Raw genomic sequence first — 23,574 nt, forward strand, 5'->3', positions numbered from 1 at the left:
TTGTTTAAAGCGTTGAATATCTGTGGAATTGTATAATTTGAAACATTATCGGTTATCGGGTCACTTATATTTTGTATTATCCCTTAGGTCATGCATTAATCCTTTTGGTATCCATCGATCCTCATCATCTACCCAATTGGGGTTGAAAGCTTCCATTGCGTAAGGAAGGAACTTTATAAGAATAAAAAAGGGTTTTCAGCCAAATGGCCAAAACCCTTGTCAATACCGTCGGGGTACCAGGATTCGAACCTGGACCCCCGCTCCCAAAGCAGTGCACCCTCAATAATCACAATTATTCACAATTGATCAAAATATTGCTTGTCAATACTTTACAACATTTTATACCTCCAATATTCAACATTCGTAGTCAATATTTATCAATATTGTTTAACCTAATGTTTAACCTAACCATTATATAATGTACCTTTGATAGTATAATATCTATGCAATATGAAACACACAACTATTAAGCCAGTACTTAAAACTTGGGTAAAGCCAGACTCCAACAATGAATTCGGACTCTATTTGAGACTGACCAAGGATAGAAAGACTAGCTATGTCTATTTAGGCATCAAGTGTAATCAAAATTGTGGAATGCCGATAGTGGTAAAGTTAAGAATGAACATGGCAGTCGATGCTCCTTAATTCAATAATAGACCAGAAGATTCAGGAGTACAGAATTAAAGTACTTTCAAATGTTAACTCTAAAACTGACCAGTCAGTATTAGAAATCAAAGCCGATGTCGAATTTGAGTATACTAACACTTCTGTTGGCATATTACTAACTAATAGGATACAGCAACTGCATGAAGCAGGTAAAATGGGTAATAAAGCAGTTTATAATGATTTACTTAAGAGCCTATCCAAGTTTACGCTCTCTAAGAAAAATATTCCTAAATTGGCGACTCTATCATTTATACAAATAGACTATCCTTTCTTAATTGCTTATGAATCATTTTTATACATGCAGAAAAACACAGCGTCAGGAATATCAATAAAAATGAGAACACTTAGAGCCTTATACAACGACGCAATCAAATTGAAGGTAGTTGACAGGGAGAACTATCCATTTACCTCATACAGCATCTCTAAACGTCTCAAATCTGATGCAAAGCATGTAGCCATCACCAAGCTAAAATTGACAAGATCAAAAGCCTCTCCTTAACTCTGCACTCAGCAAAATTTGAAGCTCAACAGTATTTTTTGTTTAGCTACTATGGCTTAGGGATAAACCTAACTGATATTGCGAATTTAAAGTGGTCATCCATCTACGGCAACAAGATTAGCTACATACGACAGAAAACTGGTAAGAGGATCAACTTCCCCATAACAGACAACATTACGTTAATCTTAGAATATTTTAAACCAGTAGGTGCTATTGATGCTACTTCATTCATTTTTCCTATTCTCAACCAAGACATTCACAAAAGTCCTTCACAGATAAAAGATAGGATCAACAAGGTCAATAAAAGGGTGAATAAAGATTTAAGGTTTAGTAATATGTGATATTAATATTAACTTACACTTCATATCATAAGACACTATCTACACTTAAAGGCTGGACAATCTATTCAGCAATCAAAGAGATAATGGGACACGAAGATGAGGACTACACAGGGTTACCTTGATTCTCTCGATGATGAAATATTCACTGAAGCTGCAAATCTACTTTAATGAAAGACTTTAACAATTTTATATTTGAGACTGTGTACGATTTTTGGAGATACTTTTTAGTGAACGGACACCCCATTTCATTTAAGGTTCTTGAAAGCATTGTTGCTGACGGTGATTATAACCTAGATTTGGTAAACAAATACAATAATTTAAAGACAGAGTATGGCAAAGGTTTTAACAATGAACTAGAAACTGAAATTGTGAACAGGAATGTCAGACATTTGATAGAGATTCAAACAAATGACTTTGCTTTATTCGGAGGCATAGATTTTCGAATCATTCTAAATCGATTTTGATCCATCAACCTATAAACAAATTAGCAACGAGTTGCTTTAGACTTGACTACTACTTTTACAACCATGCGGATTTTAATATCCTACCTGCCGAAAATCTTAACAAACTACTTAGAGAGCTTTCATTTACCAAAATAGATTCAAAAGTTATAGTAATTCATGGAATTTATTGAATCCGAATTAAGTATTTTTTAGGCAGGTCCTGGTTAAAAACAATCTAGATTACGTTGACATCATCAATACTTTTCAGGAAGATATATTTACAGCTATCCAGAAGGAAGATATGACGAAGGATGATATCATCCTTAAAGAGTTTGATTATAACCTAGAAGATCTCAACAATGAAAACGACTACCTAAATTATCTTGGGTTGCGTTTAAAATGACGTCAGAATTCTCTGCTAAAAAATAAGGCAGTTTGTATTGTCAAAATTAAAAGCTGCACTCAAAGCCAGAATAGAAGAAAATAACAATGAACCTAGATTCCACCTAATAATTGGATTGATGATAATTGGAACTCAATAGGGTTAGGGAAAGGAATAATCAAAATTGCTTCAGTCGATCATACTATCAGTGAAAAAATGAAAGTTGAAGATTCAATTGATGCGATGCCAACAAATGAGTCTAAATCAAAAGACCTTGCAAATAAGCAAATACAGACAACAAAAGAAAAATATAAACTTCTCAATGAAAACTTGGAAATAAATGGGTTTCGAGGTCTTCGTTTAGTTAATGCCCTATGTGATGAAAATTACAACAAATTAATATTAAAATTTCATTCAAATGACTTGCCATTTAATATTGCCATGCTTAGTTTTTTAGGATTTATCCAACATCTGGACACTGTTTTTAAAGTGAAATCAAAAAGAGATGCAGCGATAGCATCATGGTTCGATACTAAGGACCGCACAGTTAAAGGTAATATTAACGTATTGAATCCCAAATCTACTGAAGATAGAGACCGTTATACATCTCATTCCCACATAACAAAAGTCACTGAATTCTATGCTAGCATAAAATAGGCAAACATCAGGAGTACTCCTACAATAATGCCCTTAAATGACCCTCTCATATTTGTCCATTAATTAATCCATAAAAATTAAAAAAATGGGAAAAATAACTTTTGAGTCTCTGCCAGATCTGGTAAGTGACATGAATCAAAAAATTGACAGACTTGAAAAATTGATCAGTTCTACTATCATATCTAGTGATGATAGCAACCAGGTATTTGATGTAAATCAGGCAGCCAAATTTCTAAACCTCAGTGTAAATGCATTAAGAGGCAAAATACAGTGTAAGGTTATACCTTATTCCAAATCTGGTAGAAGAATATTTTTCATAAGAGCGACGCTAGTAGAGTGGCTTAAGGGAAGATCTGTTCCTACAGTGGCTGAAATTGAGGGTGATGCGAAAGAACATATAGCCATTAGAAAAAAGGGCAGTATAGGTCAAGATGTTAAAATTTCAAATTACAATTTAAATGCCACTACCAATGAAGGATGAGAATAAATCAAACGAAGTAAAATTTAAAGTGGGCACTCAGTATGTACTGAGACAAGAAGAAGAACCACAATCAATTCCTCCTTATCAATTGAAGACATCAAAAGGATGTCACAGAACATATTCAAAAATGCCAGGAAAATAATGATGAGGTAACAGGAGAAGAATTGCTAAACATGGAAGTAGAGAACGAGCCACTGCTAATTGATCCTATGTTACGCACATCAGGCATTGTTTGCTTAGCTGGGAGCTCAGATACTGGCAAGAGTGCCTTTCTAAGATTTATGGCTATTGCAATAGTTGCAGGTAAAGAAGAGTTTATTGGGTTTAGATTAATATCTAGGCACAAATCAGTCCTGTATGTATCCACTGAGGATTTAGCAAAGGATACAAAAAGGCTTCTCCATATTCAGGCTTACAACGTTGATCCTTCGCACCTACAACGCTTACGATTTATCTTTGATTCAGAGAATTTACTAGCAAAAATTGATAAAAGTTTAAGTAGAAAACCTGTGGACCTCGTAATATTGGATTGCTTTTCAGATATATTTGACTATGATTTAAAAGACACTTCTAAAATTAGGGGATTTTTGAAGCCTTACCATCAGCTATCTCAGAAATTTGATTGTTTATTCTTGTTCCTACACCATAATGGAAAAAGAACTGAATTTCTTGATCCAAATAAAAATCACTTATTGGGTGGCCAGGGATTTGAAGCAAAAATGCGACTGGTGATCCAATTTGTAGCTGATCCAAAGAAATCGAATATTCGACACCTGTGTTTAGTCAAAGGCAATTATTTAGCGTCATCTGCTAAAAAAGAAAGCTATGTTTTAGAATTTGATGAAGAGCACTTATGTTTTAAAAATACTGGAGCAAGATTACCCTTTGGTCACATCAATAAGAAAGAAGATTATGAAGCCAAAAGAAAGCTTCATGACATGGTCTTAGAGCTTAAGAATGAAGGAAATACCTATGATCAAATAGCAAATCAATTAGATATGTCTAACAGGTCCGTACCCTACAAATTATTACAAAAGGGTAGAGAGAATGGGTGGAATACTGATGATACTGATGAAGTGGATGAATCTAAAGATGAAATTCAAGAATAAGGATGTTTAAAAAGTTTCTCGTTTCTAACCCCTTACGTATGAAACGAGAAACACTTTTTTATTTATATGATAAGCCTTAAATATGACACAAATAGGAATCGAGTATTGAGTTGCCCATGTGGTAAAAGTAACCAAGATGGAAAGTTCGCACCGTATATCGGATATATAGATAAAGGCTATTGTTTTAGCTGTTCTAAATCATTCTTTCCTGATTTTGTAAAGCCTGAAATAAATGTTTCCATTTCCAATTTATATAGGGATAAGAAACAGGAAACAACAAAAAACTCTCCCTCTTACATACATCCTGACATACTACAACAAAGCCTTAAGCCCAATATAAGCAACAACCTAATTTCTTTCCTGCTTGGTATATTCGATACTGAAATAGTAAGTCAGCTTATTGATAAATACCGCATCGGTACATCTAAGCATTGGGACGGAGCCACAGTCTTCTGGCGATCGATATTGAAGGCAATGTAAGGACTGGTAAAATAATGCTTTATAACGCCAATAAAGGTCGTAGAGAGGATAAAATATCATGGGCTCACAAAGTACTTAAGCTTCCAAACTTTGCTTTACGACAATGCTTGTATGGAGAGCATCTATTACACCTAGATACTAAACCAATTGCAATAGTGGAAAGTGAAAAAACTGCCATTATAGCTAGTGTCTATTTACCTCAATTCACCTGGTTAGCATCAGGTGGTAAAGCTGGGTTAACAAAAGATAAACTCGAAGTTTTGAAAGGTCGTAACGTTAATCTTTATCCTGACAGGAATGTGCTGAAGGCCGTACTTTTTTACCTTAGATGGGTTTCCAAGAACAGGGGTAATATATTATACTATCTCTTGAAACAGATATCTTAAGGCAACTTTATATGGCACTTGTTTATTAAAAGTGGGGAGTTGCTTTAAGTGCTGGCGAATTATGACAAAGTAATAAGATCCATTTTTAATAAAATACATGATAAACTAATGACAAATACTTTGAAATCGATGGACATCATTAATTTTATAACTTTTACCCCCATCTAATATATTTACTAAATATACATTAGTCCTCTTACGTTTACTCATAGAGTTATCCACAAATGTTACAAATACATTAAAATTGCCATTAGATAGTTTGCGAGCCGTATAATCTAAAAATTGTATTTCATCAATACAATTCAAATTGTAATCATTGATATGTGTCTTTGTAAATCTAATCGCATCATCTGTAGTAACAGAATTTTGTACAGGTTCAGGATCTGGTTTGTTTTGAACTAAGTTTAGCTTTAAGGTCTCTAATTCGCTGATTTTTGCTTCAATGATAAGGTCTTTTGTCTTTATGATATCATTCAATGATGCTATAAGTTGATTTTTACTTTCTATCTCGGCCTTAAGCCTTAAAACGTCTGAGTTTAATATAGCATTCTCATTTTCGTAATTTTTACACGGAACACTAATATAATATACAGAAGAGACAAATCGTATTAGGTTTAAATCGCATATATTTAAAATTAAAACAGTAATAAGAAAATAAACCTAATACTTACTGTAAAAGGCATTGATAGGCATCCCAAAATCCTTTCCAGTTGTTAACAGTAAAATATGTATCATTTATTTCTATTCCAATCACATCAAATTTTGATAATATTTTAAGTTCGTCAGTTGTCCTTGAATATCTAAACATCCCTTCATATGAAATCTCTGTTTTACCTTCATTAGAGAAGAGCTCAGTCTTACACAATTCCACTGCACCGCCCCATAAGAGCATCTTAAATACATCACCATTACCCTGAACTAGGTTAATATATCCATAAACCATTCCAGGCTCAGGGAATGAAGCAAAAATTATTAATAAATTATCATTTCTGTCTGCAATTGCTTTATTTACTCTTATTTCCATAGTGAATTCTTGGCAATTTGGGCATTTTAGAAAATTCCCTAATTTAACTATTTGTGACTTTTCAATAGTTCGTTCTGTATTGTATTTTAGATTACATTGACTATAAGCTACTATGGGAAAATATAATACCATTAATAACAATAATGTGGATTTAATGAGGATTTTCATATAGATTATATTTTTAGCTAGATCGTTTCACTTATTTGTGACTTCACAATGCCACAAATATAAAAAAATACAGTTGTTTGCAACTGATTATTTACAATCACTTATTTCTATCTGCTTGATATTATTTTTCCATCATGGGAAAAAGGATGAGGAAATCTGAGATACCACCTATTGTCAAAGAACTTGGTATAAGAATATTAGAAATAATTCGAGATAAAGGCTTAAAGCCAAGGGAGGTTGCTCACAATGCAGATTTAGATATTGAAAATTTACGTAAGTACATTAAAGGTTCTCAAGAAATGAAGATTAGTACTATGGTGAAAATCGCAGATTCTCTTAATGTGACTGTAATAGAACTTTTCACATTTCCAGAAAGTAAATATTAGTGAAGGGACGTATTAAGACAAAGCAGAAATACTCGAGAATCTGACTTTGGTGGGTTTTATGGATAGTACCTAATCCTGTATGTCCAAGTGACTTTAGGAAGGCAAAGATGGAATGGGTGATTAAAAAATAATCCATTTTCATTACAGCTACGACTTTTTATCCAGAGGGAAAGAAGATTGCAGGGTGATGAATTTTTCAATTTTATCTATCAATGAGAATGAGTCTATCACTATTTTATGATAGCTTTTACCGTGCTTTTTACAAATCTTATTTCCTTCCAGAATATGTCTAGTATATCTTCTAAAATGTGGACGAAGCAAAAAAGCATATGTATTGCTAACCTGCGAAAATAAGTACTTTTTATCTGCTAATTGAGCACTTTCAATTTCACTAAACAAGTTTAATATCCTTTCTAGGATAGAAATAATTAATGTGAATTCAGTCGCATATAAATTATGTTGATATGTACAAATGTGATCTTTTAAAGTCGATCTAACAATATGATATGCCATCCTTTTGCTTCGAATCTCTCAATTTCAACTGCACTACCCTTAACACTAGAGGATTTCTTGGTAATAGTTGAGTAATTCATTGATTGTATGTCTTCTCGAACAATTTTTACTTGATCATTAATATAACTGTTTAGGCTTTGGTATTTAAACTGATCACGTATTTCTTCATTAGCCCGAATTTGCGATCTAAAAGCTAAATAAACTAGTACTGCTCCCATAAAGCCAATGATAGGAGATGTTATTCCACCAATAGCATCACCAATATTAGCAGGATTATCAGCTAAGCCAAAAAAGTTTATAAAAGTAGGAAGGCTAAAAATTAAAGGGCAACAAATGTCAAAAGGGTCCAGCTAAAATTATCCACAAACCCCATTTCCTATCATCAGTGTTTTTTTTTTTCTTGACCCATAAATAATATCCATTAGTGGATTTACCTCATACCCCTATTATGAGTTCTTAATAATTTTATTTAAAATGTAAATATAAGAGAAATATTAACTTTTGTCACTAATTTGGTTACATCGTTCTAAAGATATGGTTCCTAAAATAATAATAATAAAGAAATGATAAGAACAGGCGAAAAATTTGATTATTTCAATCATTATATGAACAATTATACTACATTATTACACTTTCAAAAGATTTAGAGTATTTACATCCCACAAATCTAATCTTTATCATGAAGCCTTTTGCATTCAGAATGTTAGATGTTTTATTGGAAAGCTTAAAAATAAATTTTAGTCTAAAATTGCATTCATTTCTGAATCACACAGAGGATAAATGATATTGTAAGCTTCTGGGTCAGTTGATTAATGAATATCCAGAAGCAGAATGGCAGGTAGATATAGAATTAGGAGAGCTAATGGAGCTTAAAAGAAGTGTGTCTATTGTAAGAAGATCAAAAGAATTTAAAACCATTGAATGGTTTAGGAATAAGATTTATGCTCATGTTGATAGTAATTCAGCTAATACAAACCTCAAGACTGACCTGGACACTATTTTACCTCGATTAAATGAGCTTGTGAGAGTTTTGACAATTTTAGGGCGGAAGTTATTTCAAAGATCTTTAAGTTTCACTCTTCTGGAAATGGATAAGGACCACAACATAGTTCAAGATCTGTCTCAATTTTATGAACTTAGAGATTATATTAATAATTTTAGATACGGACCAGAAAAACATGAATCCTTATCAATAGATACTATTTTGAAGTGCTTTGATAAGTATCCTAAATAATCAGATTATTTAACCTAATATTAACCTAAAAAAGGGTTTCAGACTTTCGTCCAAAACCTATGAATAGTAAGGGGTACCAGGATTCGAACCTGGGACCCCCTGCTCCCAAAGCAGGTGCGCTAACCGGACTGCGCTACACCCCGAATGTGTTTTTTTAGTGGAGAATTCTTCTGGAACCCTCCCGATTCCTTCGAATCGGGATACGCTAACCGGAATGTGCTATATCCCCAAAAAATATAAGAGCGGAGAGAGAGGGATTCGAACCCTCGGTACAGTTACCCGTACGTCAGTTTAGCAAACTGGTGGTTTCAGCCACTCACCCATCCCTCCTTTTTTCACTTTCTTTCTAAGCGACTGCAAAGATAGAGCTTAGTTTCTATTTTCCAAGTTCTGTGATGTATTTTCAAAATCTTTTTTTCTAAAATTCTAAAGTCGTTGATTTTGAACCATTTGTGATTTAGAGAATGTCATTTATATTTGTGAAATCCAAAGGACGAACAATTACCTATATCACATCCCTCAAATAAATCGTCTTCTTCATTTTAACACCATCCCTGATCAGGACCATTTTAATTTTCTTTTTTCGGCTACTTGACAATCGTGAATTTAAATCAGATAAAGTAAATATTCTGATTGTGAGACCATTGAATCGATGGATTATATCACCGGGTAGAATTCCGGCATCTTCTGCAGCTGAACCTTTTATGACATCTTTTACCACATATTCATCAAGGTTTGTTCCGGTAGCGATGATGAATAGGCCGCTCCTGTCAACATCCATTTTTTTGTTGGAGGTACTATTTTTCTTAAGATAGAGCTTTTGATTGGAGAAATCAAGTGCCACATTAAAGTGCGATATGAGTGCATTGCCCATGATACCGTGTTTGTCAGACTCATCGATGTTGAGTTTTGAAGAGTCTAGTTTTTGGTAATGGGTAATAACATTATCAAATTTAAAGTCCTCCATAATTATATTATCTATTCTGCCAATATATCCTTCGATTGGTCCGCCTAGCCCCATGCCCATTGCGCCAGTAAGCAATTTATCCGGGATATCCGATTTGGTCAGAAAGTTGGTATATAATAGCAGTCCGATTGATGCGCCTGTATCGAAAAGCAATGTCGTCGGAAATGGAGGCAGAGATAATGTGGTGCTGATTTCTGGGAGCACATATGGTTTGCCTTTGATCCACTTAGACGGAATTTCTTTGAATTTCAACTTTTCCGGGTTGAATTGCTCAATTGCATATATTTTAAGCAGCGACTTGTCATAATCAAGTTCAATGATTTTATTTCTAAACATACTGTTACCAATGATACCGCTGATCTCAATACCAAAGTACTCGTTCAGTTTAAAAATATTTTCATCCAAAACAATGATATCGGATTTTAATACTTGCTTATTTTCTGTTTCAAAATGTATTCCTGAAGCTACTGTTGCATTGATGGGCATTGAAAGATCTGAACCGAAGATCTGAATCGATCTGATAAATTTGAACTGTAGATATTCGGCAATACCTTTTTCAAAGAATAAGCTGTGCTCAGACCCACTGTCATAAATAAATTTTAAGTTGACAGTAGAATTGATCCTGAAATTAAGGATGATAAAATTGTTTTGTATCTCGAAAGGGATAATAAATTCAGGCTTTGCAGATGGTGGGGCTGCATTCGTACTTAGATTTGTGCAAAACAAAAAGAATATGCTCAAAGCCAAATAAGTAACAAAATTAATATTTGTACGCATTCTATTCATGATTGGCAGCACAATATAAGTCTTAATTTTTTCACATAGACTTATGAAAATTATCTTAATCTCATGGATTCAATCCAGATCAATGTATCCTATCTCCTCTCACTGCAAGATCATTCATGATAGTTTCTTCATAATCCAGAAATTCCTGCCATCTGGCTTTCACCACTTCTTTTTCGCCAAAGAGATGAGCAAGGTCCAGAAACATTCTGTAATGACCGGCTTCTGAGACCATGAATCCATGATAAAACTCTTTTAATTCATCATCATCCAAATGTACTGAAAGTACTCTGAATCGTTCACAACTTCTGGCCTCTATCAAAGCAAATATGAGAAGCTTCTCTACTAATTGGCTATGACGGTCGCCCCCATGACGCTCAAATGCTTTAAGTTTATTGACATAATCATCCCTCCTCTGTGGTCCAAGAAGTAATCCTCTTTTTTTTAGCATCGCCAATACCGCTCTGAAATGTCCCCATTCTTCTGTAACTACCGGAGCTAATTCATCCACTACTCTGATCTCTTCAGGATAAGATTGGATCAAAGAGATCATTGAAATAGCAGCTTTTTGCTCGCAGTAAGCATGATCCGTAAGTATTGCCTGCACTGAGATGGCAGCCAAATCTGCCCATCTGGGGTCAGTCGGTAATTTAAGTCCTAACATGCTTTTTTATTGATTGTCCAGACAGCGAATCTGGTTTGAGAAAAAGTCGATATTTGTGACAGAATATTCTTCATATCCAGTGGACCACACGATCTTAATTTTATCCACGAGTGAATTCATCAAGGTCTTTTGATTTTCTCTGGTAACCGGAAAATTGGCTTTATAGACAGTTAGATTGTTGTTGTTATCTACCTGACCCACATCACTTCCATTGCTGAACAATGTAACCGTCTCACCATTGAGCATTTTGACACTCATGAGAGTATTACTATTCAAATAACCATATTCCGCTCTTGCCATCCTGCTGGCCACTGTGATTTTTAATGTTAATATTCTAATGTCCCCTATAAATTCAACAAAATTGGCCTCACAAGTTACATATGATCTACCCTTAAGATAGGTAGCTACTTCCGGGTCTGTGTAATCAAAGAGGATCTCTTTTTGTAAATCAATTCGTTTTTTCTTAGTATATTCATCTGTTCCTGCAAAAATTACGTTGCATTTGTATTCAGGTGGATTCATCATGACATCTACTACTTTGACAGCTTTGGTGTTTGAGCCTTTTTTATTGGAGTCATTTTTTGCTTTTTTGCTTTCTGACTTTTGAGACTGATTTGAATTATTGTCTAAAGGCATCGTTTCAATAACTTGTTCAGAGATTGCATCACTCTGATTCCGTGATTCTTTTAGAGGTTCGGCAGCTTTAAGAAGTATAGAATCACTGTCCTCATAATATCGCCATGAGCCATCATCAAAAACGACAATTAATTCTCCACTTTTATTTTTTTCAACCACTTGTCCGGAGGCTTGCGCCAACATAAAGAAATATAAAATTGAAAGAGATATAAATTTAAAAGCTATAATCTTCATCCTTATTTATTTTTTGCAATGGCAGAAGAAATGGACCATCATATATGTCATGTTAAGTAAAACGCCGGATCTAAAGGGAAATTATCTGAAACACCTTATTATCCATTATCTGGAAACGCAAACATACTAATTTATTAATAAAAGAACATTGACATTTGTGCAGATACAACCTATAAAGACCGGTATGGAGGTCGATAATATCTTCAGAATATTTTTGTCACAAAAAGTCATTACTTTTGAACTTTCGCATTCATAATAAAACCAAGGCACATAGACCATCTCTTCGAAATAGGATTTTTGACCATACGTTTATGGGATCTACTAGATATACTTATAGTAGCATATATTATATTTAAGGTATATAAGTTGCTCAAAGGCAGTCTCGCTATCTATATTTTTGTAGGAGTCATATTTCTCTTTGCTACTTGGAGGTTGGTTACAGTGCTTAAAATGGACCTACTTTCAACTTTACTGGGGCAATTTGTGAGTGTCGGAGTGATCGCGGTGGTCATTATTTTTCAACCCGAGATCAGAAAATTTTTATTAGTAATTGGCAACAATGCTATGAAAGGGAATTTTCCATTTTTCAAACGATTTCTGAATAAAGTCATAAGAACAGAGCAGGAAGAAAATCCTGTCGTGACACAGATCCATAGCGCCATGGTTAGAATGGCCAAGGATAGGACTGGAGCGCTCATCGTCATCGTAGACGATTTGAATTATCCTGGATTGGAGGACAGCGGCATTGATATCAACGCCAATGTAACTAAACAATTGATCCTCAGTATTTTCAATAAGGAATCTCCACTCCATGATGGTGCGATGTTGATTCAGAAAGATAAAATCCTAAAGGCGAGTTGTATTCTTCCGGTTTCTGACAATATTAATGTTCCTCCAAGTGCAGGACTCCGTCACAGGGCAGCCTTAGGTATAAGCGAAATGAGCAGTGCAAGGACTTTTGTCGTTTCTGAAGAAACGGGAAAGATGTCTTACACTGAAAGAGGACGCATAGAAATGAACATCGACGAAGAGAAGATTCTTCAGTATCTTAGGGAGGCAATGGGGTAGGAGGTAACTAATAATGGACAATGAATAATGAACAATGAAAAATTCTGCCAAGTAATGCAGGTTTAAATTAGAAGTAAGAATTTAGAAATTAGAATGATCAGTTGAAACCGGGTATTTGTTGCTATTGATTACTGAAGAAGTTTTCTATCACAGAGGCTATTTAATTCAAAATTATACATACATATAAATTGATAAGAAATACGAAGATTTGAGACTTGTTAGAGAGAAAGAATTTTACTTATCGTTCTTAATTAAAGATTTATAGAAAATTACTTCTAACATAAAAAATTAAGAGAGTTCACGGAGAGATTTTAATCTTCGACTAAAATATGTGCCCATATGTAAGCTTCCCTTTTATAATGATTTCTGATTTCTGATCACTGATATCTAATTCAAAATTCAACATCCAACATTCAACATTTTCCTACGTCTTCTGCTTCTGCTTCTTAGCTGCCGGGAATAAAACATTATTGAGGATCAATCTATAACCCGGGCTATTTGGGTGTAAGTGAAGGTCAGTAGCAGGATCTCCCACCCGATGCTCATAATCTTCAGGATCATGACCTCCGTAAAATGTCCACTGTCCTCTACCATATTCACCATGAATATATTTGGCCTCGCCAAGTGATTTGTTCTCGCCCATGATCAATACATTTGGTTTCACATATTTTCTCATGAAGGCTGTGGTCTGGCCCATGAAGGCCTTAACAGTTCTTGTATGATTCTGTGTAAGCATAGTTGGAATAGCATCGTACTTAGCGGAGAAATCAAATAATGTAAAATAGTCATTCTCCGGCTCTACAGCTCTATTGCGAGGATCAGTATCTATACTTGAAAATTCGTAGATCATTGGATCTGTGACAAGTGTGAAATTTTGAAAAGCGAAACATTTATCAAAATTCAACTTTGACTGAGCAGCTTGATCCTGACCATCCCCATCAAACATTTCACTGCAAATGTCAGTAGTAGAAGCTGCTTGCGCTATGTCATATGAATCTGTAGCACTGCACATAGCAAACATAAATCCGCCGCCACCTACGAATTCTTTGATAGCATCTGTGACTGCAAGCTTCAGCTTGGATACTTTATCAAAACCAAGACTTTTTGCTAAATCTTCCTGCCTCTTTTGGTTTTCTCTATACCATGTAGCTCCGCGAAAATTGGAATAAAACTTACCATATTGTCCCGTGAAATCCTCATGATGTAAGTGGAGCCAATCATATTTGGTCAATTTGCCTTCTATAATCTCCCTATCGTACACTTTATCAAATGGAATCTCTGCATAAGTAAGCACCAATGTCACCGCGTCATCCCAAGGGTTGATCTCTTCACCTCGTTCATTCACAGTAGGAGTGTAAACAGCTATTCTGGGTGCCTTTTCCATCTTTATAGCTTCCATATTATTTTCCGGATCATTGATGGTAGTCAGAATACTGTTGAACGCTGCATCACTTATGACTTTATAACTTACTCCTCTTGCTTTGCATTCTTTCTCAATACTGGTGCTGTTGGGCAATACAAAGCTTCCTCCTTCATAATTTAATAACCACCACGTCTCGGCTCCTTGCTCCAGCACCCAATAATCCAATCCGTAGGCTTTGAGATGGTCTGTTTGATCTTCATTCATAGGAATAAAGATATAAGAAGCAAAAGTTGTTATATTGCTACCAATAAGAAACGATAGAATAATAAAAAGTCTACTTAGAGCCATTATTGAGTATATTAATTATACTGAATGTAACGACACAGACAGCGAATTTGTTCGGTATCACCTCCTAAGTGAATGTTAATTATTTAAAGTCAGTGATCCTTTGTTAAAATAAGGCTTTATTTTTTATAAAGCTTAGTGTAATATTCTTTAGCCATTCTTCCGGATTCAAACTCAGGCGATATTTCCTGCATTGCCCTTGCTACCACTTTGAACCAACCTTTTGGGTCATTATAATATAGAGGAGTAATCTCATCTTTAATTATTTTGAACAGATTATCCATATCAGCTTTGTCCTGTTCCTCTTCGCTCAGCTTCTCATAATCAACAGGAGGCACTACAAAACCATTTTTGCCATGCTCCACAAATTCCGGAATCCAACCATCCCATGTTGAAAGATTGACACATCCATTCATTGCAGCAGTCATCCCACTAGTGCCGGAAGCTTCCTGAGGTATTCTTGGATTGTTTAGCCAAACGTCACTACCTTGTTTCAAAAGTTTAGAGAGCCTCATTTCATAACCGGTCATGATCGCCACATTTGGATAATTGGAGCAAAAGACAACTAAGTCATTAAACATTTGCACAGCGCCTTGGTCCTTTGGATATGGCTTGCCCGCCCAAATAATCTGAACAGGCATCTTGGCATTGCAGATGATTTCTTTAAATTGTTCAATATCTCTTGTGATTAAGTCTGCTCTCTTATAGCCGGCAAATCTTCTTGCCCAGACTATGGTCAGTACGTTTGGATCAAACCATTTACCTGTTTGATCCGCCAGATTGATGAAAAGTCTCTTTTTAAGTTCCTTTTTTCTTGCATCAAATTCCTTAATATTCTTTGAATTTGCAGCATTATTTAGTTTCTCATCAGCCCAATAATTATGATTTTGGGAATTGGTAATGCTGATGATAGGTGCAATATTTTCATATTTGCCCCACATTTCATTGGCTACTTCCCCATGTATTTTACTTACACCATTTGCCATTTTAGCCATTCTAAGGGCGACGAGTGTATGGTCAAATGTTTCACCTTTAATCCCTGAGATTTCTTTCACTTCCTTTAAAGTCAGATCTTGAAAAAAGCTCATTTTAAACAATTGGTCTATGTTATGCTTCTCATTTCCTGCATCTACAGGTGTATGTGTAGTCAGCACCAGTTTTTCACGAACTGATTGAATATTATGATCTTTGGCATAAAGGTAAAAAGCAGCTGAAAGGCCATGCGCTTCATTTAAATGGTATACTTCAGCACCATAATTGATCTCGTCCAGCAATTTCGCTCCACCTACACCAAGGATTATGCTTTGAGCTATTTTCGTTTCAGGATTAGAATCGTAAAGACAATTGGTAATGGTCTTAGATAGGTAATCATTTTCTTTTACATCTGTGGTCAAGAGGAATAATGGTGCACTGCCAAATCTTTCAGGTGGAAGATACATTGCTTTCACCCAAACCGGATGGTCATTGATGGTTATCTGGAATTGAATGCCGGTATCTTGAAGAAAATTATAGGATTTTTGCTGCCACATGACCCCCATTTTATTGTCAGGGTCCCTAACCTGGTCGTAATAACCATATTTCCAAAGGATACCGATACCTATCATATTCTGCTCTAACTCATAAGCACTTCTCATATGCGATCCTGCTAAGAAACCTAGGCCTCCACTAAAAATTTTGAGCGATTGGTCTACAGCAAATTCCATTGAAAAATAAGCGACTTTGGTCGAATAGGCCTTGGCCGGAGTGAATGGAATTGTATAATTTTTAAATAAATTCATAGGTTTTTTCTTTTAAGAAGGCGCAAATTTATAATATATATTTAAATATGGCCTGTAATTTCAATTAATACAGCGAATTAGATAAAAATGAAGCCTATAGCTCCACATGATCTTTTGAAATTTTAAGCTGAAATATTAAATGAATGGCGCATAAAAAGAGTTTATGCTCAAACATATTATTAAAAAAAATATATAATTTTAATAGTAGCCTGAATTACTACTGTCAGTATAAGTACATTTTTATTATATTTGTATTATAAATAGTTCTCATATGAAAAATCTAAGTTTTGTCCTTGTTATTATTTTGATTTCATTTGGCCAACAAATATCTGCTCAGAGAGCAATCAATCCTAAAATTGGATTTAACTATTCAAGACTTGCCGACGAACCTACAGTTGGTAAAACCAAAACAAAAGGAGGTTTCAATATCGGTGCTGATTTTAGATTTGGTGACAGATTTCAATTTGTTCCGGGTATTCATTACGCTACACACGGGCTAGCATTCAGTGGCTCACAAAGCCCCGATATTGACAATAAAATATCAGTCCATTATCTAAAAGTACCTATAGTTGGAAACTTTAATATTTTTAACAGCGATCTATTCAAGTTAAGAGCCTATGGAGGTTTTGTAACAAACTTTGTTTTAAAAGTCGATGCCAACTCATTTATAAATAAAGATAATTTAAGTCCTATTAATGGAGGAATAAGATTGGGCACAGGTATCGACCTGGGTGCATTGACATTTGACCTTAACTATGAGATAGGAATGTTAAAATACTTCGATAAAGGTGCTGTCCCTGCACTCTTGTACCCTAATAATACCTTTAATAATGTACTAACTCTATCGGTAGGGGTGCGCGTGAATAGATAGTTTTAAGCCTCTTTTTAATAAGGATTGAGGAAACAGATCAATTGAATTTTTGGAAGTTCAATTTTATGTCAAGATGTATATATATAACTAAAGTTTCGACGGTATAAATATATTTTAAAAGACATGTTATTACTCAATCTAAGGGAGAAATTTGAAATTAGAAGCTTTCCCGACTAAAGTAGTGACGGCGGGCTTGCCCGACAAAGTACAACGGAGGCGGGGAAACTTCGATTGTTGAGCACAGCAAATGAAACCAGTTAAATAAATCGAAGAAAATCGAAAATTGAATTAACTATTTAGCAACCAATACTTTAGGGCATTGTATATTTTAATAGTTATATATTTATACTATTGATTATTAATGGCATAATCAACCCCGAAACTTAAGTTAAAGATTAAAACTTTATTTTTTTAGCCAGGACCGTATAAGCAGCATCGAAGATAATTGCACGAATAAATTCGTGTTAGATGCAAAGCATCATTCGTGTTATTCGTGGCTAATAATATTTATTTTTGAGCAAATGCACAAATCAGAGTCTAAAAATTAAATCTGGACAACTCATGTTAAAAGTCTGAAATATAAAAAATCAGTCTTAGTTTTATAGAAAATATTAAATAGCAAAAGTTCGGTTTAAAAACGAATATCGATTCGTAAATAATTTCTTTAAAAATACATATTATATTTTTTCAAGATTTGATTTCACACCATCTACAAGAGCTTTCTGTGCATCAATTTCTGATTGTTTTGCTGCTTGATCTTTTGTATTTTGTTCAATCTTAAGCTTAGCATCGGCAATTTTTTCTTCGGCCTTTTTAATGTCTTTTGCAAGACTTTCATTGGTTCTTACCAAATCTTTCAAATTGCCGTTAAGCTTGTCAAGTTTACGTTCTTCTACTTTTAAAGACTCACTGATTTTAAATCTTTCTATTTCTTTTAGAAAGCCAATCATAATGTCTGAACCGGCTTTATATCTTTCCGGATGTGCTGCATTTGAAAGATATGCTCCACCTAGATCAAACCATGATGCAAATATGATGTCATCACCCAATTTTTCAGCCTTCCCATATACATCTACAGTGTTTTCACTGATGGTAGGTAAACTGGCATTGTCAGTATATAACTCACCTGATTTTTTATTGAATTTGGATTTACCTCCAAATTCATCCATATATTTTTTCCAAATTTTCTCAGCATCGTTCTGCGAAACACCTACAAGTGATACTACAAGAGCATTATTATTTCCCTGAGACATGGAACGTAAACCTTCGGAGACCTGACATTGAGCTGCATAAGAGTAAAGAAAAAAGCAAAAGATGGAAATATGTTTCATATTAATTTTAGTTTTAATTGAATGATAATAAGACGCCAACTATGAATCTAAGTAACATCTAGTTGGAAGATCCTTGGCGTAAGAACTCAAAACAAAATTTATCGATCAAATGTTTCCTTCTATTTTATATTGTTCAAATTATAATTAGCAGAACTATTAAATTAATGTTTTATGAGTTGTGATTATTGAGTTTAAATGCCATGAATATTTAAAGATTATTCTTTTACTAATATATCTTATTTACATTTGTTGTCCTAATTAACATCCATGACTGACCGAATTAAGCTTTTGCCTGATGTACTTGCCAACCAGATCGCTGCAGGCGAAGTGGTTCAGCGTCCGGCATCTGTAGTCAAGGAGTTGATGGAAAATGCAATTGATGCAGGAGCTGATAGCATATCATTGATCCTAAAAGATGGTGGAAAATTACTCATAGCCGTTACAGACAACGGGATGGGAATGTCACCAATGGATGCAAGAATGAGTTTTGAGAGACACGCTACTTCCAAGCTATCTTCTGTTTCTGACCTTTTTGCTATCCAGACCATGGGCTTTCGTGGGGAGGCACTGGCATCGATCGCTGCTGTAGCTCAAGTAGAAATGATCACCAAGAGAGCTGAAGACGAAGTAGCCAATAAGATAATAATAGAAGGCAATAAAATCATTTCACAAGAAGCAGTGCAAGCGCCTGTCGGTACTTCAATTGCAATAAAAAATTTATTTTTTAATATTCCGGCCAGAAGAACATTTCTGAAATCCAATGATGTTGAAAAAAAGCATGCTTACGAAGAGTTCAACAGATTGGCATTGTCTCATCCACACATCAAATTTCAACTTGTTCACAATGACGAACTTATACACCACCTGGAGGCTGCTACCCTGAAGTCGAGAGTGGTAAGTGTCTTCAGGAATGATTTGTCGAAAAGACTATTGGCGGTAGAAGAGATCACTGACAAACTTAAAATTTCCGGGCTGGTAGGTACACCTGAGCAAGCCAGAAAAACAAGAGGAGATCAATATCTGTTTGTAAATAACAGATTTATTAAAAGTGCACTGCTAAATCATGCTATTGTTTCAGCTTTTGATAAGATAATATCTTCAGACAGCTTTCCTTTTTATGTGATTTTTCTGCAAATCGATCCTTCTAGCATCGATGTCAATGTGCATCCGACTAAGCAAGAGATTAAATTTGAAGATGAGCACCTGATTTATAATTATTTAAAATCAGCTGTCAAACATACATTGTCATTCAACCTTGTCGCACCCGCTATTGATTTTGAGAAAGACCAGCATCTGGCTTCAGCATGGAATAATACACAACGATCACCGCACGTACCATTGCATGATTCACCATCAAGACCTAAAGAAAATTATAGAATTCCTGGTGATTTTTATAAGGAGAATGCGGGTAGATGGAAAGATCTTTATGAAAATATAAGCATTGACTCTAATCCGTCTCAGCCGTCCAATCAAGCACTAGTATTTAACAGCAGTATTAATGAAACGGAAACAAAAAGTAACCCCTACAAAGATGAGTTTAGCGACCGGACTTATATTCAGCTTCACAAATCTTATATAATTTTTCAAGTAAAATCTGGTCTAATGATCATTGACCAACAGCATGCACATCAGCGTATTTTATTTGAAAGGTACTATTCCAGAACAAATGAAGCTACTGTTTTTACTCAGACAGATTTATTTCCAACTACATTAAAGCTTGATGTTGTAAAGGCTGATATATTAAAAACAATTCTTGATAAGCTAATTAATGTAGGATTTGATATTGAAGTGGTTGAGCAGTCTAATTTTACAATTCACGGCTACCCATCTTTTCTGGAAGAAGGTGTCAATCTTGAGCACTGGTTTGACGAGATCATAGAAACAGTACAAAATGAGATCGAACCTGATATTGATTTTCATCATTTGATGGCGATGACCTATGCTGACAATTATGCCATCAAACGAGGGAGCGAGCTCAAGAACAGGGAGATGCAGGATCTGGTGGATCAGCTATTCGCATGCAAGGATCCAGCCTTTGATCACAAGGGACAAAGGTGCTTTGGCATCTATACCATTAATGAAATAGAAAATTTTTTAAAATTTAAATAGCGTATGTTACAGATCACGAATGTGGTAAAGCAGTTAATCATTCTGAACGTCATTATGTACGTTTTTTGCAATGTTCTTTTTCCAGATTATGGGGCGATGATGAACCTTTATTTTTATACTTCTGAAAATTTTAGATTTTGGCAGCCTCTTTCACACCTCTTTATGCATGCTAATTTTTCCCACCTCTTTTTCAATATGTTTGGTTTGTATTTCTTTGGAACTTTGATCGAATCAGTATGGGGAGAAGGAAAGTTTTTAAAATATTACCTGATCTGCGGAGTGGGTTCATTTTTATTACAGTGGGTATTCTGGTATTTTACAGCGGGAGATTATATTAATATGGTCTCGATGCTCGGTGCTTCAGGAGCTGTCATGGGTTGTCTGATCGGAACGGCTATGGTTTCTCCAAATATGACTGTACAATTATTGTTTCCTCCTATACCTGTAAAGATGAAGTATTTAGCTGCTTTTTACTTTGTAAGTGATCTTGTCATGGGATTTGGACACGTGGGAAATATTGCCAATTTTGGGCATATTGGCGGTGCTTTGACTGGCTTGGCAATCACTTACTATTGGAAATCTCGTGGAGAATTATACAGGTAAGTAACCGTATTTAACAAAATGCATCATCAATATTTATAATCAAAGATGTTCGATTCGGTTTTTAAAGATATAAGATATGAGCTGACCAGAGGGAATACGCTGACAAAGATCATTCTGATTAATTGTGCAGTATTTATTGCTCTGTTATTGGCAAAAATAATAATTACCACTGTCAATGGAGGTGATTCCAATATTTATTATCTTTTTACAAATTGGATTACTCTTCCAACGTCTTTTGGACAATTGATGTACCAGCCATGGAGCCTCTTTACTTATAGTTTTGTTCATGAAGGCCTGTTACATATTCTTTTTAATATGTTGCTTTTGTATTGGTTTGGAGCTATCGCTGGTGACCTTATCGGGGATAGAAGGATATTTCCTATTTACTTCTATGGAGCTTTTTTTGGTGGACTTTTTGCTGTATTATGTTTGTATATTTTTCCTATTGGCAGTATATCAGGATTTATGGTGCCTGGTTCTTCTGCTTCAGTTATGGCGATACTATTTGCTGCTGCCACCTTGGCTCCTGACTATATGATGAGATTGATACTAATAGGTTCTGTGAGGATAAAATACATAGTACTTGTATTGCTTTTCATCAATGTAATTAGTATTTCGGCAAGCACCAATATTGGAAATTCACTTACACATATAGGTGGAGCATTGACAGGATTCCTATTTATATTTATACTAAGGACAGGTAGAGACCCTTCTTGGATATTCCATAGGAAAAATCGAAACACAGTAATCAAAAAGAGAAGAAAAAATGAGAAATCAAAAATAATTAGCATATTTGATACTGTAAAAAAGCATGAACTCAAGGCTCAGTTCAATAAGGATATCAGATCGGAATATCAGCTAGACCTTATCCTCGAGAAAATAAAAAAAACAGGGAAGGAAAGTCTCACACAGGAGGAGCTTAACTTTTTAGAAAAAATTAGTAAATCGTAAGTTGAAGTATTTTAGAAGGATCTTATTGGTTTTGAATATAATAGCCGCTATGGGTCTATTGCTTTCATATTTTGCACCAGTAATCAACCCTTATAAATACTGGCAGTTCGGAATTCTAGGATTGATGTTCCCATTTATGATCTTTATTAATTTGTTTTTCTCTGTTTTTTGGTTGCTCAGGAAACGATGGTTTGCCCTTATATCGTTGCTGGTAATTGCGATGGGTTGGAATGCATTTAGTGGAATCATTGGTCTCAAATTGCCGCAGAGTTCTGATCCTGATGATAAAGCGATCAGAGTAATGTCTTACAATATTAGAGCGCTATCTAAACTTGCCAATTATCCAACAAAAAGCCCAAAGGAAAATAAGGAGAAGTTTGCCTTCTTCATGGAGGAGAATAAATTGCCCCATATTCTTTGTGTGCAGGAATCTACAATGCCTAACATAAAATTCCTTCAATCTTCAATGGCTTATCCATATTATTGCAGATATCCGGGTTATAACAGCAATACAGCCATTCTAAGTGTTTTTCCAATAGATAATAGCGGTGTCGTCAAATTCGACAAAGGAAATGGTGATTGTGTCTGGGCAGATATCAATTTGGATGGGAAGATCATTCGATTTTATAGTGTGCATCTACATTCAAACACTATAAGTATTCAGGCAGACACGTTGATAAAAATAGATAATATTGAAAAGAATAAAACAATAAAAGGTGTCGAAGGAATGTTTCAGAAATATAAATTTGCTACTAGGGTAAGATACGAGCAGGCAAAGAAAATAAAGAAACATATGGAAAGCTCACCCAATCCTGTAGTCATTTGCGGAGATTTTAACGATACGCCTCAGTCTTTCATTTACCATGTTCTTTCTGAAGGTATGAAAGATACTTTTAAAGAACGCGGTATTGGTTTTGGCACTACATGGGCTGGAAATTTACCAGGATTAAAGATTGATTATATACTTGCCGATCCCTCAGTAAACGTGATAAGCCACGATATTTATCGCCGGCAATTTTCTGATCATTATCCAATTACTACTACCTTACTTTTTCAGTAAGATTTAATTATAGATTTCAGCACCCTACACAATTCAATATAT

24 protein-coding genes, 2 tRNA genes and 1 pseudogene are annotated in these 23,574 nt (G+C 34.9%); 17 read left to right on the forward strand and 10 right to left on the reverse strand.

Going from position 1 to position 23,574, the window contains the following annotated elements; translation table 11 throughout:
* Positions 1 to 450: 450 nt before the first annotated feature.
* From IPI15_RS01535 to IPI15_RS19735, 9 genes and pseudogenes are all read left to right on the forward strand, one after another.
* The gene (locus tag IPI15_RS01535) at positions 451 to 645 is read left to right on the forward strand and encodes a hypothetical protein (RefSeq protein ID WP_287418947.1); all 195 of its coding nucleotides are present in this window, start codon (positions 451 to 453) and stop codon (positions 643 to 645) included.
* Positions 635 to 1,165 carry a phage integrase SAM-like domain-containing protein gene (locus IPI15_RS01540; protein ID WP_287418949.1) on the forward strand — a complete coding sequence of 177 codons (531 nt, stop codon included), beginning with the start codon at positions 635 to 637 and terminating at the stop codon, positions 1,163 to 1,165. Before IPI15_RS01535 ends, IPI15_RS01540 begins: the two co-directional genes overlap by 11 nt.
* A 38-nt stretch (positions 1,166 to 1,203) precedes the next feature.
* A complete protein-coding gene (locus IPI15_RS01545; protein WP_287418951.1) occupies positions 1,204 to 1,506 on the forward strand; it encodes a site-specific integrase in 303 nt (100 codons plus the stop codon).
* Positions 1,507 to 1,673: 167 nt separating this feature from the next.
* Positions 1,674 to 1,970, forward strand: a complete 297-nt coding sequence (locus IPI15_RS01550) for a hypothetical protein (protein WP_287418953.1) — start codon at positions 1,674 to 1,676, stop codon at positions 1,968 to 1,970.
* 577 nt (positions 1,971 to 2,547) lie between these two features.
* A complete protein-coding gene (locus tag IPI15_RS01555; RefSeq protein WP_287418954.1) occupies positions 2,548 to 2,988 on the forward strand; it encodes a hypothetical protein in 441 nt (146 codons plus the stop codon).
* Positions 2,989 to 3,073: 85 nt separating this feature from the next.
* On the forward strand, positions 3,074 to 3,469 hold the full coding sequence (locus IPI15_RS01560) for a helix-turn-helix domain-containing protein (RefSeq protein ID WP_287418956.1): 396 nt from the start codon (positions 3,074 to 3,076) through the stop codon (positions 3,467 to 3,469).
* The gene (locus IPI15_RS01565; RefSeq protein WP_287418957.1) at positions 3,459 to 3,611 is read left to right on the forward strand and encodes a hypothetical protein; all 153 of its coding nucleotides are present in this window, start codon (positions 3,459 to 3,461) and stop codon (positions 3,609 to 3,611) included. Before IPI15_RS01560 ends, IPI15_RS01565 begins: the two co-directional genes overlap by 11 nt.
* A 31-nt stretch (positions 3,612 to 3,642) precedes the next feature.
* Positions 3,643 to 4,578, forward strand: coding sequence for an AAA family ATPase (locus tag IPI15_RS01570; protein WP_287418959.1), 936 nt, complete (start codon positions 3,643 to 3,645; stop codon positions 4,576 to 4,578).
* A gap of 66 nt (positions 4,579 to 4,644) precedes the next feature.
* Positions 4,645 to 5,444, forward strand: a pseudogene (locus IPI15_RS19735) (DUF6371 domain-containing protein).
* Positions 5,445 to 5,549: 105 nt separating this feature from the next.
* Here IPI15_RS19735 and IPI15_RS01585 read toward each other — a convergent pair.
* Both IPI15_RS01585 and IPI15_RS01590 read right to left on the reverse strand, forming a co-directional pair.
* A complete protein-coding gene (locus tag IPI15_RS01585) occupies positions 5,550 to 5,921 on the reverse strand; it encodes a hypothetical protein (RefSeq protein WP_287418964.1) in 372 nt (123 codons plus the stop codon).
* A 190-nt stretch (positions 5,922 to 6,111) separates the two neighbouring features.
* A complete protein-coding gene (locus IPI15_RS01590) occupies positions 6,112 to 6,636 on the reverse strand; it encodes a hypothetical protein (protein WP_287418966.1) in 525 nt (174 codons plus the stop codon).
* Between the two features lie 134 nt (positions 6,637 to 6,770).
* On the opposite strand from IPI15_RS01590, the gene IPI15_RS01595 reads away from it, so the two are divergent.
* Together IPI15_RS01595 and IPI15_RS01600 are read left to right on the forward strand one after the other, a co-directional pair.
* Positions 6,771 to 7,022: a helix-turn-helix domain-containing protein gene (locus tag IPI15_RS01595; RefSeq protein ID WP_287418968.1), complete on the forward strand. Its 252-nt coding sequence runs from the start codon at positions 6,771 to 6,773 to the stop codon at positions 7,020 to 7,022.
* 1,318 nt (positions 7,023 to 8,340) lie between these two features.
* Positions 8,341 to 8,769: a hypothetical protein gene (locus IPI15_RS01600; RefSeq protein ID WP_287418969.1), complete on the forward strand. Its 429-nt coding sequence runs from the start codon at positions 8,341 to 8,343 to the stop codon at positions 8,767 to 8,769.
* 68 nt (positions 8,770 to 8,837) lie between these two features.
* Here the strand turns inward: IPI15_RS01600 and IPI15_RS01605 are convergent.
* From IPI15_RS01605 to IPI15_RS01625, 5 genes are all read right to left on the reverse strand, one after another.
* Positions 8,838 to 8,912 (reverse strand) — tRNA-Pro (locus IPI15_RS01605).
* Positions 8,913 to 9,012: 100 nt separating this feature from the next.
* A tRNA-Ser gene (locus IPI15_RS01610) sits at positions 9,013 to 9,099 on the reverse strand.
* Positions 9,100 to 9,274: 175 nt separating this feature from the next.
* The gene (locus IPI15_RS01615; protein WP_287418970.1) at positions 9,275 to 10,513 is read right to left on the reverse strand and encodes a PDZ domain-containing protein; all 1,239 of its coding nucleotides are present in this window, start codon (positions 10,511 to 10,513) and stop codon (positions 9,275 to 9,277) included.
* Positions 10,514 to 10,601: 88 nt separating this feature from the next.
* On the reverse strand, positions 10,602 to 11,183 hold the full coding sequence (locus IPI15_RS01620; protein ID WP_287402779.1) for a MiaE family protein: 582 nt from the start codon (positions 11,181 to 11,183) through the stop codon (positions 10,602 to 10,604).
* Positions 11,184 to 11,189: 6 nt separating this feature from the next.
* Entirely contained in the window at positions 11,190 to 12,053 is an 864-nt protein-coding gene (locus IPI15_RS01625) for a hypothetical protein (protein WP_287402782.1), read from the reverse strand.
* 297 nt (positions 12,054 to 12,350) lie between these two features.
* On the opposite strand from IPI15_RS01625, the gene cdaA reads away from it, so the two are divergent.
* Positions 12,351 to 13,121, forward strand: coding sequence for a diadenylate cyclase CdaA (gene cdaA / locus IPI15_RS01630; protein WP_287402784.1), 771 nt, complete (start codon positions 12,351 to 12,353; stop codon positions 13,119 to 13,121).
* Between the two features lie 424 nt (positions 13,122 to 13,545).
* Here the strand turns inward: cdaA and IPI15_RS01635 are convergent, their stop codons facing one another.
* Both IPI15_RS01635 and glgP read right to left on the reverse strand, forming a co-directional pair.
* Complete coding sequence (locus IPI15_RS01635) at positions 13,546 to 14,832, reverse strand: asparagine synthetase B (protein ID WP_287422768.1); 1,287 nt, start codon at positions 14,830 to 14,832, stop codon at positions 13,546 to 13,548.
* Between the two features lie 116 nt (positions 14,833 to 14,948).
* Entirely contained in the window at positions 14,949 to 16,607 is a 1,659-nt protein-coding gene (glgP, locus tag IPI15_RS01640; protein WP_287402790.1) for an alpha-glucan family phosphorylase, read from the reverse strand.
* A gap of 271 nt (positions 16,608 to 16,878) precedes the next feature.
* Between glgP and IPI15_RS01645 the strand changes: the two genes are divergently transcribed.
* Positions 16,879 to 17,478, forward strand: coding sequence for a porin family protein (locus tag IPI15_RS01645; protein ID WP_287418972.1), 600 nt, complete (start codon positions 16,879 to 16,881; stop codon positions 17,476 to 17,478).
* 677 nt (positions 17,479 to 18,155) lie between these two features.
* Here the strand turns inward: IPI15_RS01645 and IPI15_RS01650 are convergent.
* Positions 18,156 to 18,809, reverse strand: coding sequence for a hypothetical protein (locus IPI15_RS01650; protein ID WP_287402793.1), 654 nt, complete (start codon positions 18,807 to 18,809; stop codon positions 18,156 to 18,158).
* A 267-nt stretch (positions 18,810 to 19,076) separates the two neighbouring features.
* Here IPI15_RS01650 and mutL point away from each other — a divergent pair, with 267 nt between their 5' ends.
* From mutL to IPI15_RS01670, 4 genes are read left to right on the forward strand one after another with little or no spacing between them, the layout of a single operon-like run.
* On the forward strand, positions 19,077 to 20,918 hold the full coding sequence (gene mutL / locus IPI15_RS01655; protein ID WP_287402796.1) for a DNA mismatch repair endonuclease MutL: 1,842 nt from the start codon (positions 19,077 to 19,079) through the stop codon (positions 20,916 to 20,918).
* A gap of 3 nt (positions 20,919 to 20,921) precedes the next feature.
* The gene (locus tag IPI15_RS01660; RefSeq protein ID WP_287402799.1) at positions 20,922 to 21,521 is read left to right on the forward strand and encodes a rhomboid family intramembrane serine protease; all 600 of its coding nucleotides are present in this window, start codon (positions 20,922 to 20,924) and stop codon (positions 21,519 to 21,521) included.
* Positions 21,522 to 21,566: 45 nt separating this feature from the next.
* Positions 21,567 to 22,472 carry a rhomboid family intramembrane serine protease gene (locus IPI15_RS01665; RefSeq protein ID WP_287402800.1) on the forward strand — a complete coding sequence of 302 codons (906 nt, stop codon included), beginning with the start codon at positions 21,567 to 21,569 and terminating at the stop codon, positions 22,470 to 22,472.
* Between the two features lies 1 nt (position 22,473).
* Positions 22,474 to 23,532 (forward strand): endonuclease/exonuclease/phosphatase family protein, encoded by a 1,059-nt coding sequence (locus tag IPI15_RS01670; protein ID WP_287402802.1) that lies wholly within the window; start codon positions 22,474 to 22,476, stop codon positions 23,530 to 23,532.
* Positions 23,533 to 23,574 lie beyond the last annotated feature (42 nt).

It is taken from the genome of Candidatus Brachybacter algidus (assembly GCF_016707225.1).
Taxonomy (GTDB): Bacteria; Bacteroidota; Bacteroidia; order Chitinophagales; family Saprospiraceae; genus Parvibacillus; species Parvibacillus algidus.

Excerpts from the sequence above, each read along its gene's own strand:
- IPI15_RS01570 (WP_287418959.1), top strand. The coding sequence starts at position 3,643 with ATGGAAGTAGAGAACGAGCCACTGCTAATTGATCCTATGTTACGCACA.
- IPI15_RS01660 (WP_287402799.1), top strand. The coding sequence starts at position 20,922 with ATGTTACAGATCACGAATGTGGTAAAGCAGTTAATCATTCTGAACGTC.
- IPI15_RS01620 (WP_287402779.1), bottom strand. The coding sequence starts at position 11,183 with ATGTTAGGACTTAAATTACCGACTGACCCCAGATGGGCAGATTTGGCT.
- IPI15_RS01645 (WP_287418972.1), top strand. The coding sequence starts at position 16,879 with ATGAAAAATCTAAGTTTTGTCCTTGTTATTATTTTGATTTCATTTGGC.
- IPI15_RS01560 (WP_287418956.1), top strand. The coding sequence starts at position 3,074 with ATGGGAAAAATAACTTTTGAGTCTCTGCCAGATCTGGTAAGTGACATG.
- IPI15_RS01555 (WP_287418954.1), top strand. The coding sequence starts at position 2,548 with ATGAAAGTTGAAGATTCAATTGATGCGATGCCAACAAATGAGTCTAAA.
- IPI15_RS01615 (WP_287418970.1), bottom strand. The coding sequence starts at position 10,513 with ATGCGTACAAATATTAATTTTGTTACTTATTTGGCTTTGAGCATATTC.
- IPI15_RS01595 (WP_287418968.1), top strand. The coding sequence starts at position 6,771 with ATGGGAAAAAGGATGAGGAAATCTGAGATACCACCTATTGTCAAAGAA.
- IPI15_RS01590 (WP_287418966.1), bottom strand. The coding sequence starts at position 6,636 with ATGAAAATCCTCATTAAATCCACATTATTGTTATTAATGGTATTATAT.
- IPI15_RS01540 (WP_287418949.1), top strand. The coding sequence starts at position 635 with ATGCTCCTTAATTCAATAATAGACCAGAAGATTCAGGAGTACAGAATT.
- IPI15_RS01635 (WP_287422768.1), bottom strand. The coding sequence starts at position 14,832 with ATGGCTCTAAGTAGACTTTTTATTATTCTATCGTTTCTTATTGGTAGC.
- IPI15_RS01665 (WP_287402800.1), top strand. The coding sequence starts at position 21,567 with ATGTTCGATTCGGTTTTTAAAGATATAAGATATGAGCTGACCAGAGGG.
- IPI15_RS01550 (WP_287418953.1), top strand. The coding sequence starts at position 1,674 with ATGAAAGACTTTAACAATTTTATATTTGAGACTGTGTACGATTTTTGG.
- IPI15_RS01625 (WP_287402782.1), bottom strand. The coding sequence starts at position 12,053 with ATGAAGATTATAGCTTTTAAATTTATATCTCTTTCAATTTTATATTTC.
- IPI15_RS01535 (WP_287418947.1), top strand. The coding sequence starts at position 451 with ATGAAACACACAACTATTAAGCCAGTACTTAAAACTTGGGTAAAGCCA.
- mutL (WP_287402796.1), top strand. The coding sequence starts at position 19,077 with ATGACTGACCGAATTAAGCTTTTGCCTGATGTACTTGCCAACCAGATC.
- IPI15_RS01565 (WP_287418957.1), top strand. The coding sequence starts at position 3,459 with ATGAAGGATGAGAATAAATCAAACGAAGTAAAATTTAAAGTGGGCACT.
- glgP (WP_287402790.1), bottom strand. The coding sequence starts at position 16,607 with ATGAATTTATTTAAAAATTATACAATTCCATTCACTCCGGCCAAGGCC.
- IPI15_RS01650 (WP_287402793.1), bottom strand. The coding sequence starts at position 18,809 with ATGAAACATATTTCCATCTTTTGCTTTTTTCTTTACTCTTATGCAGCT.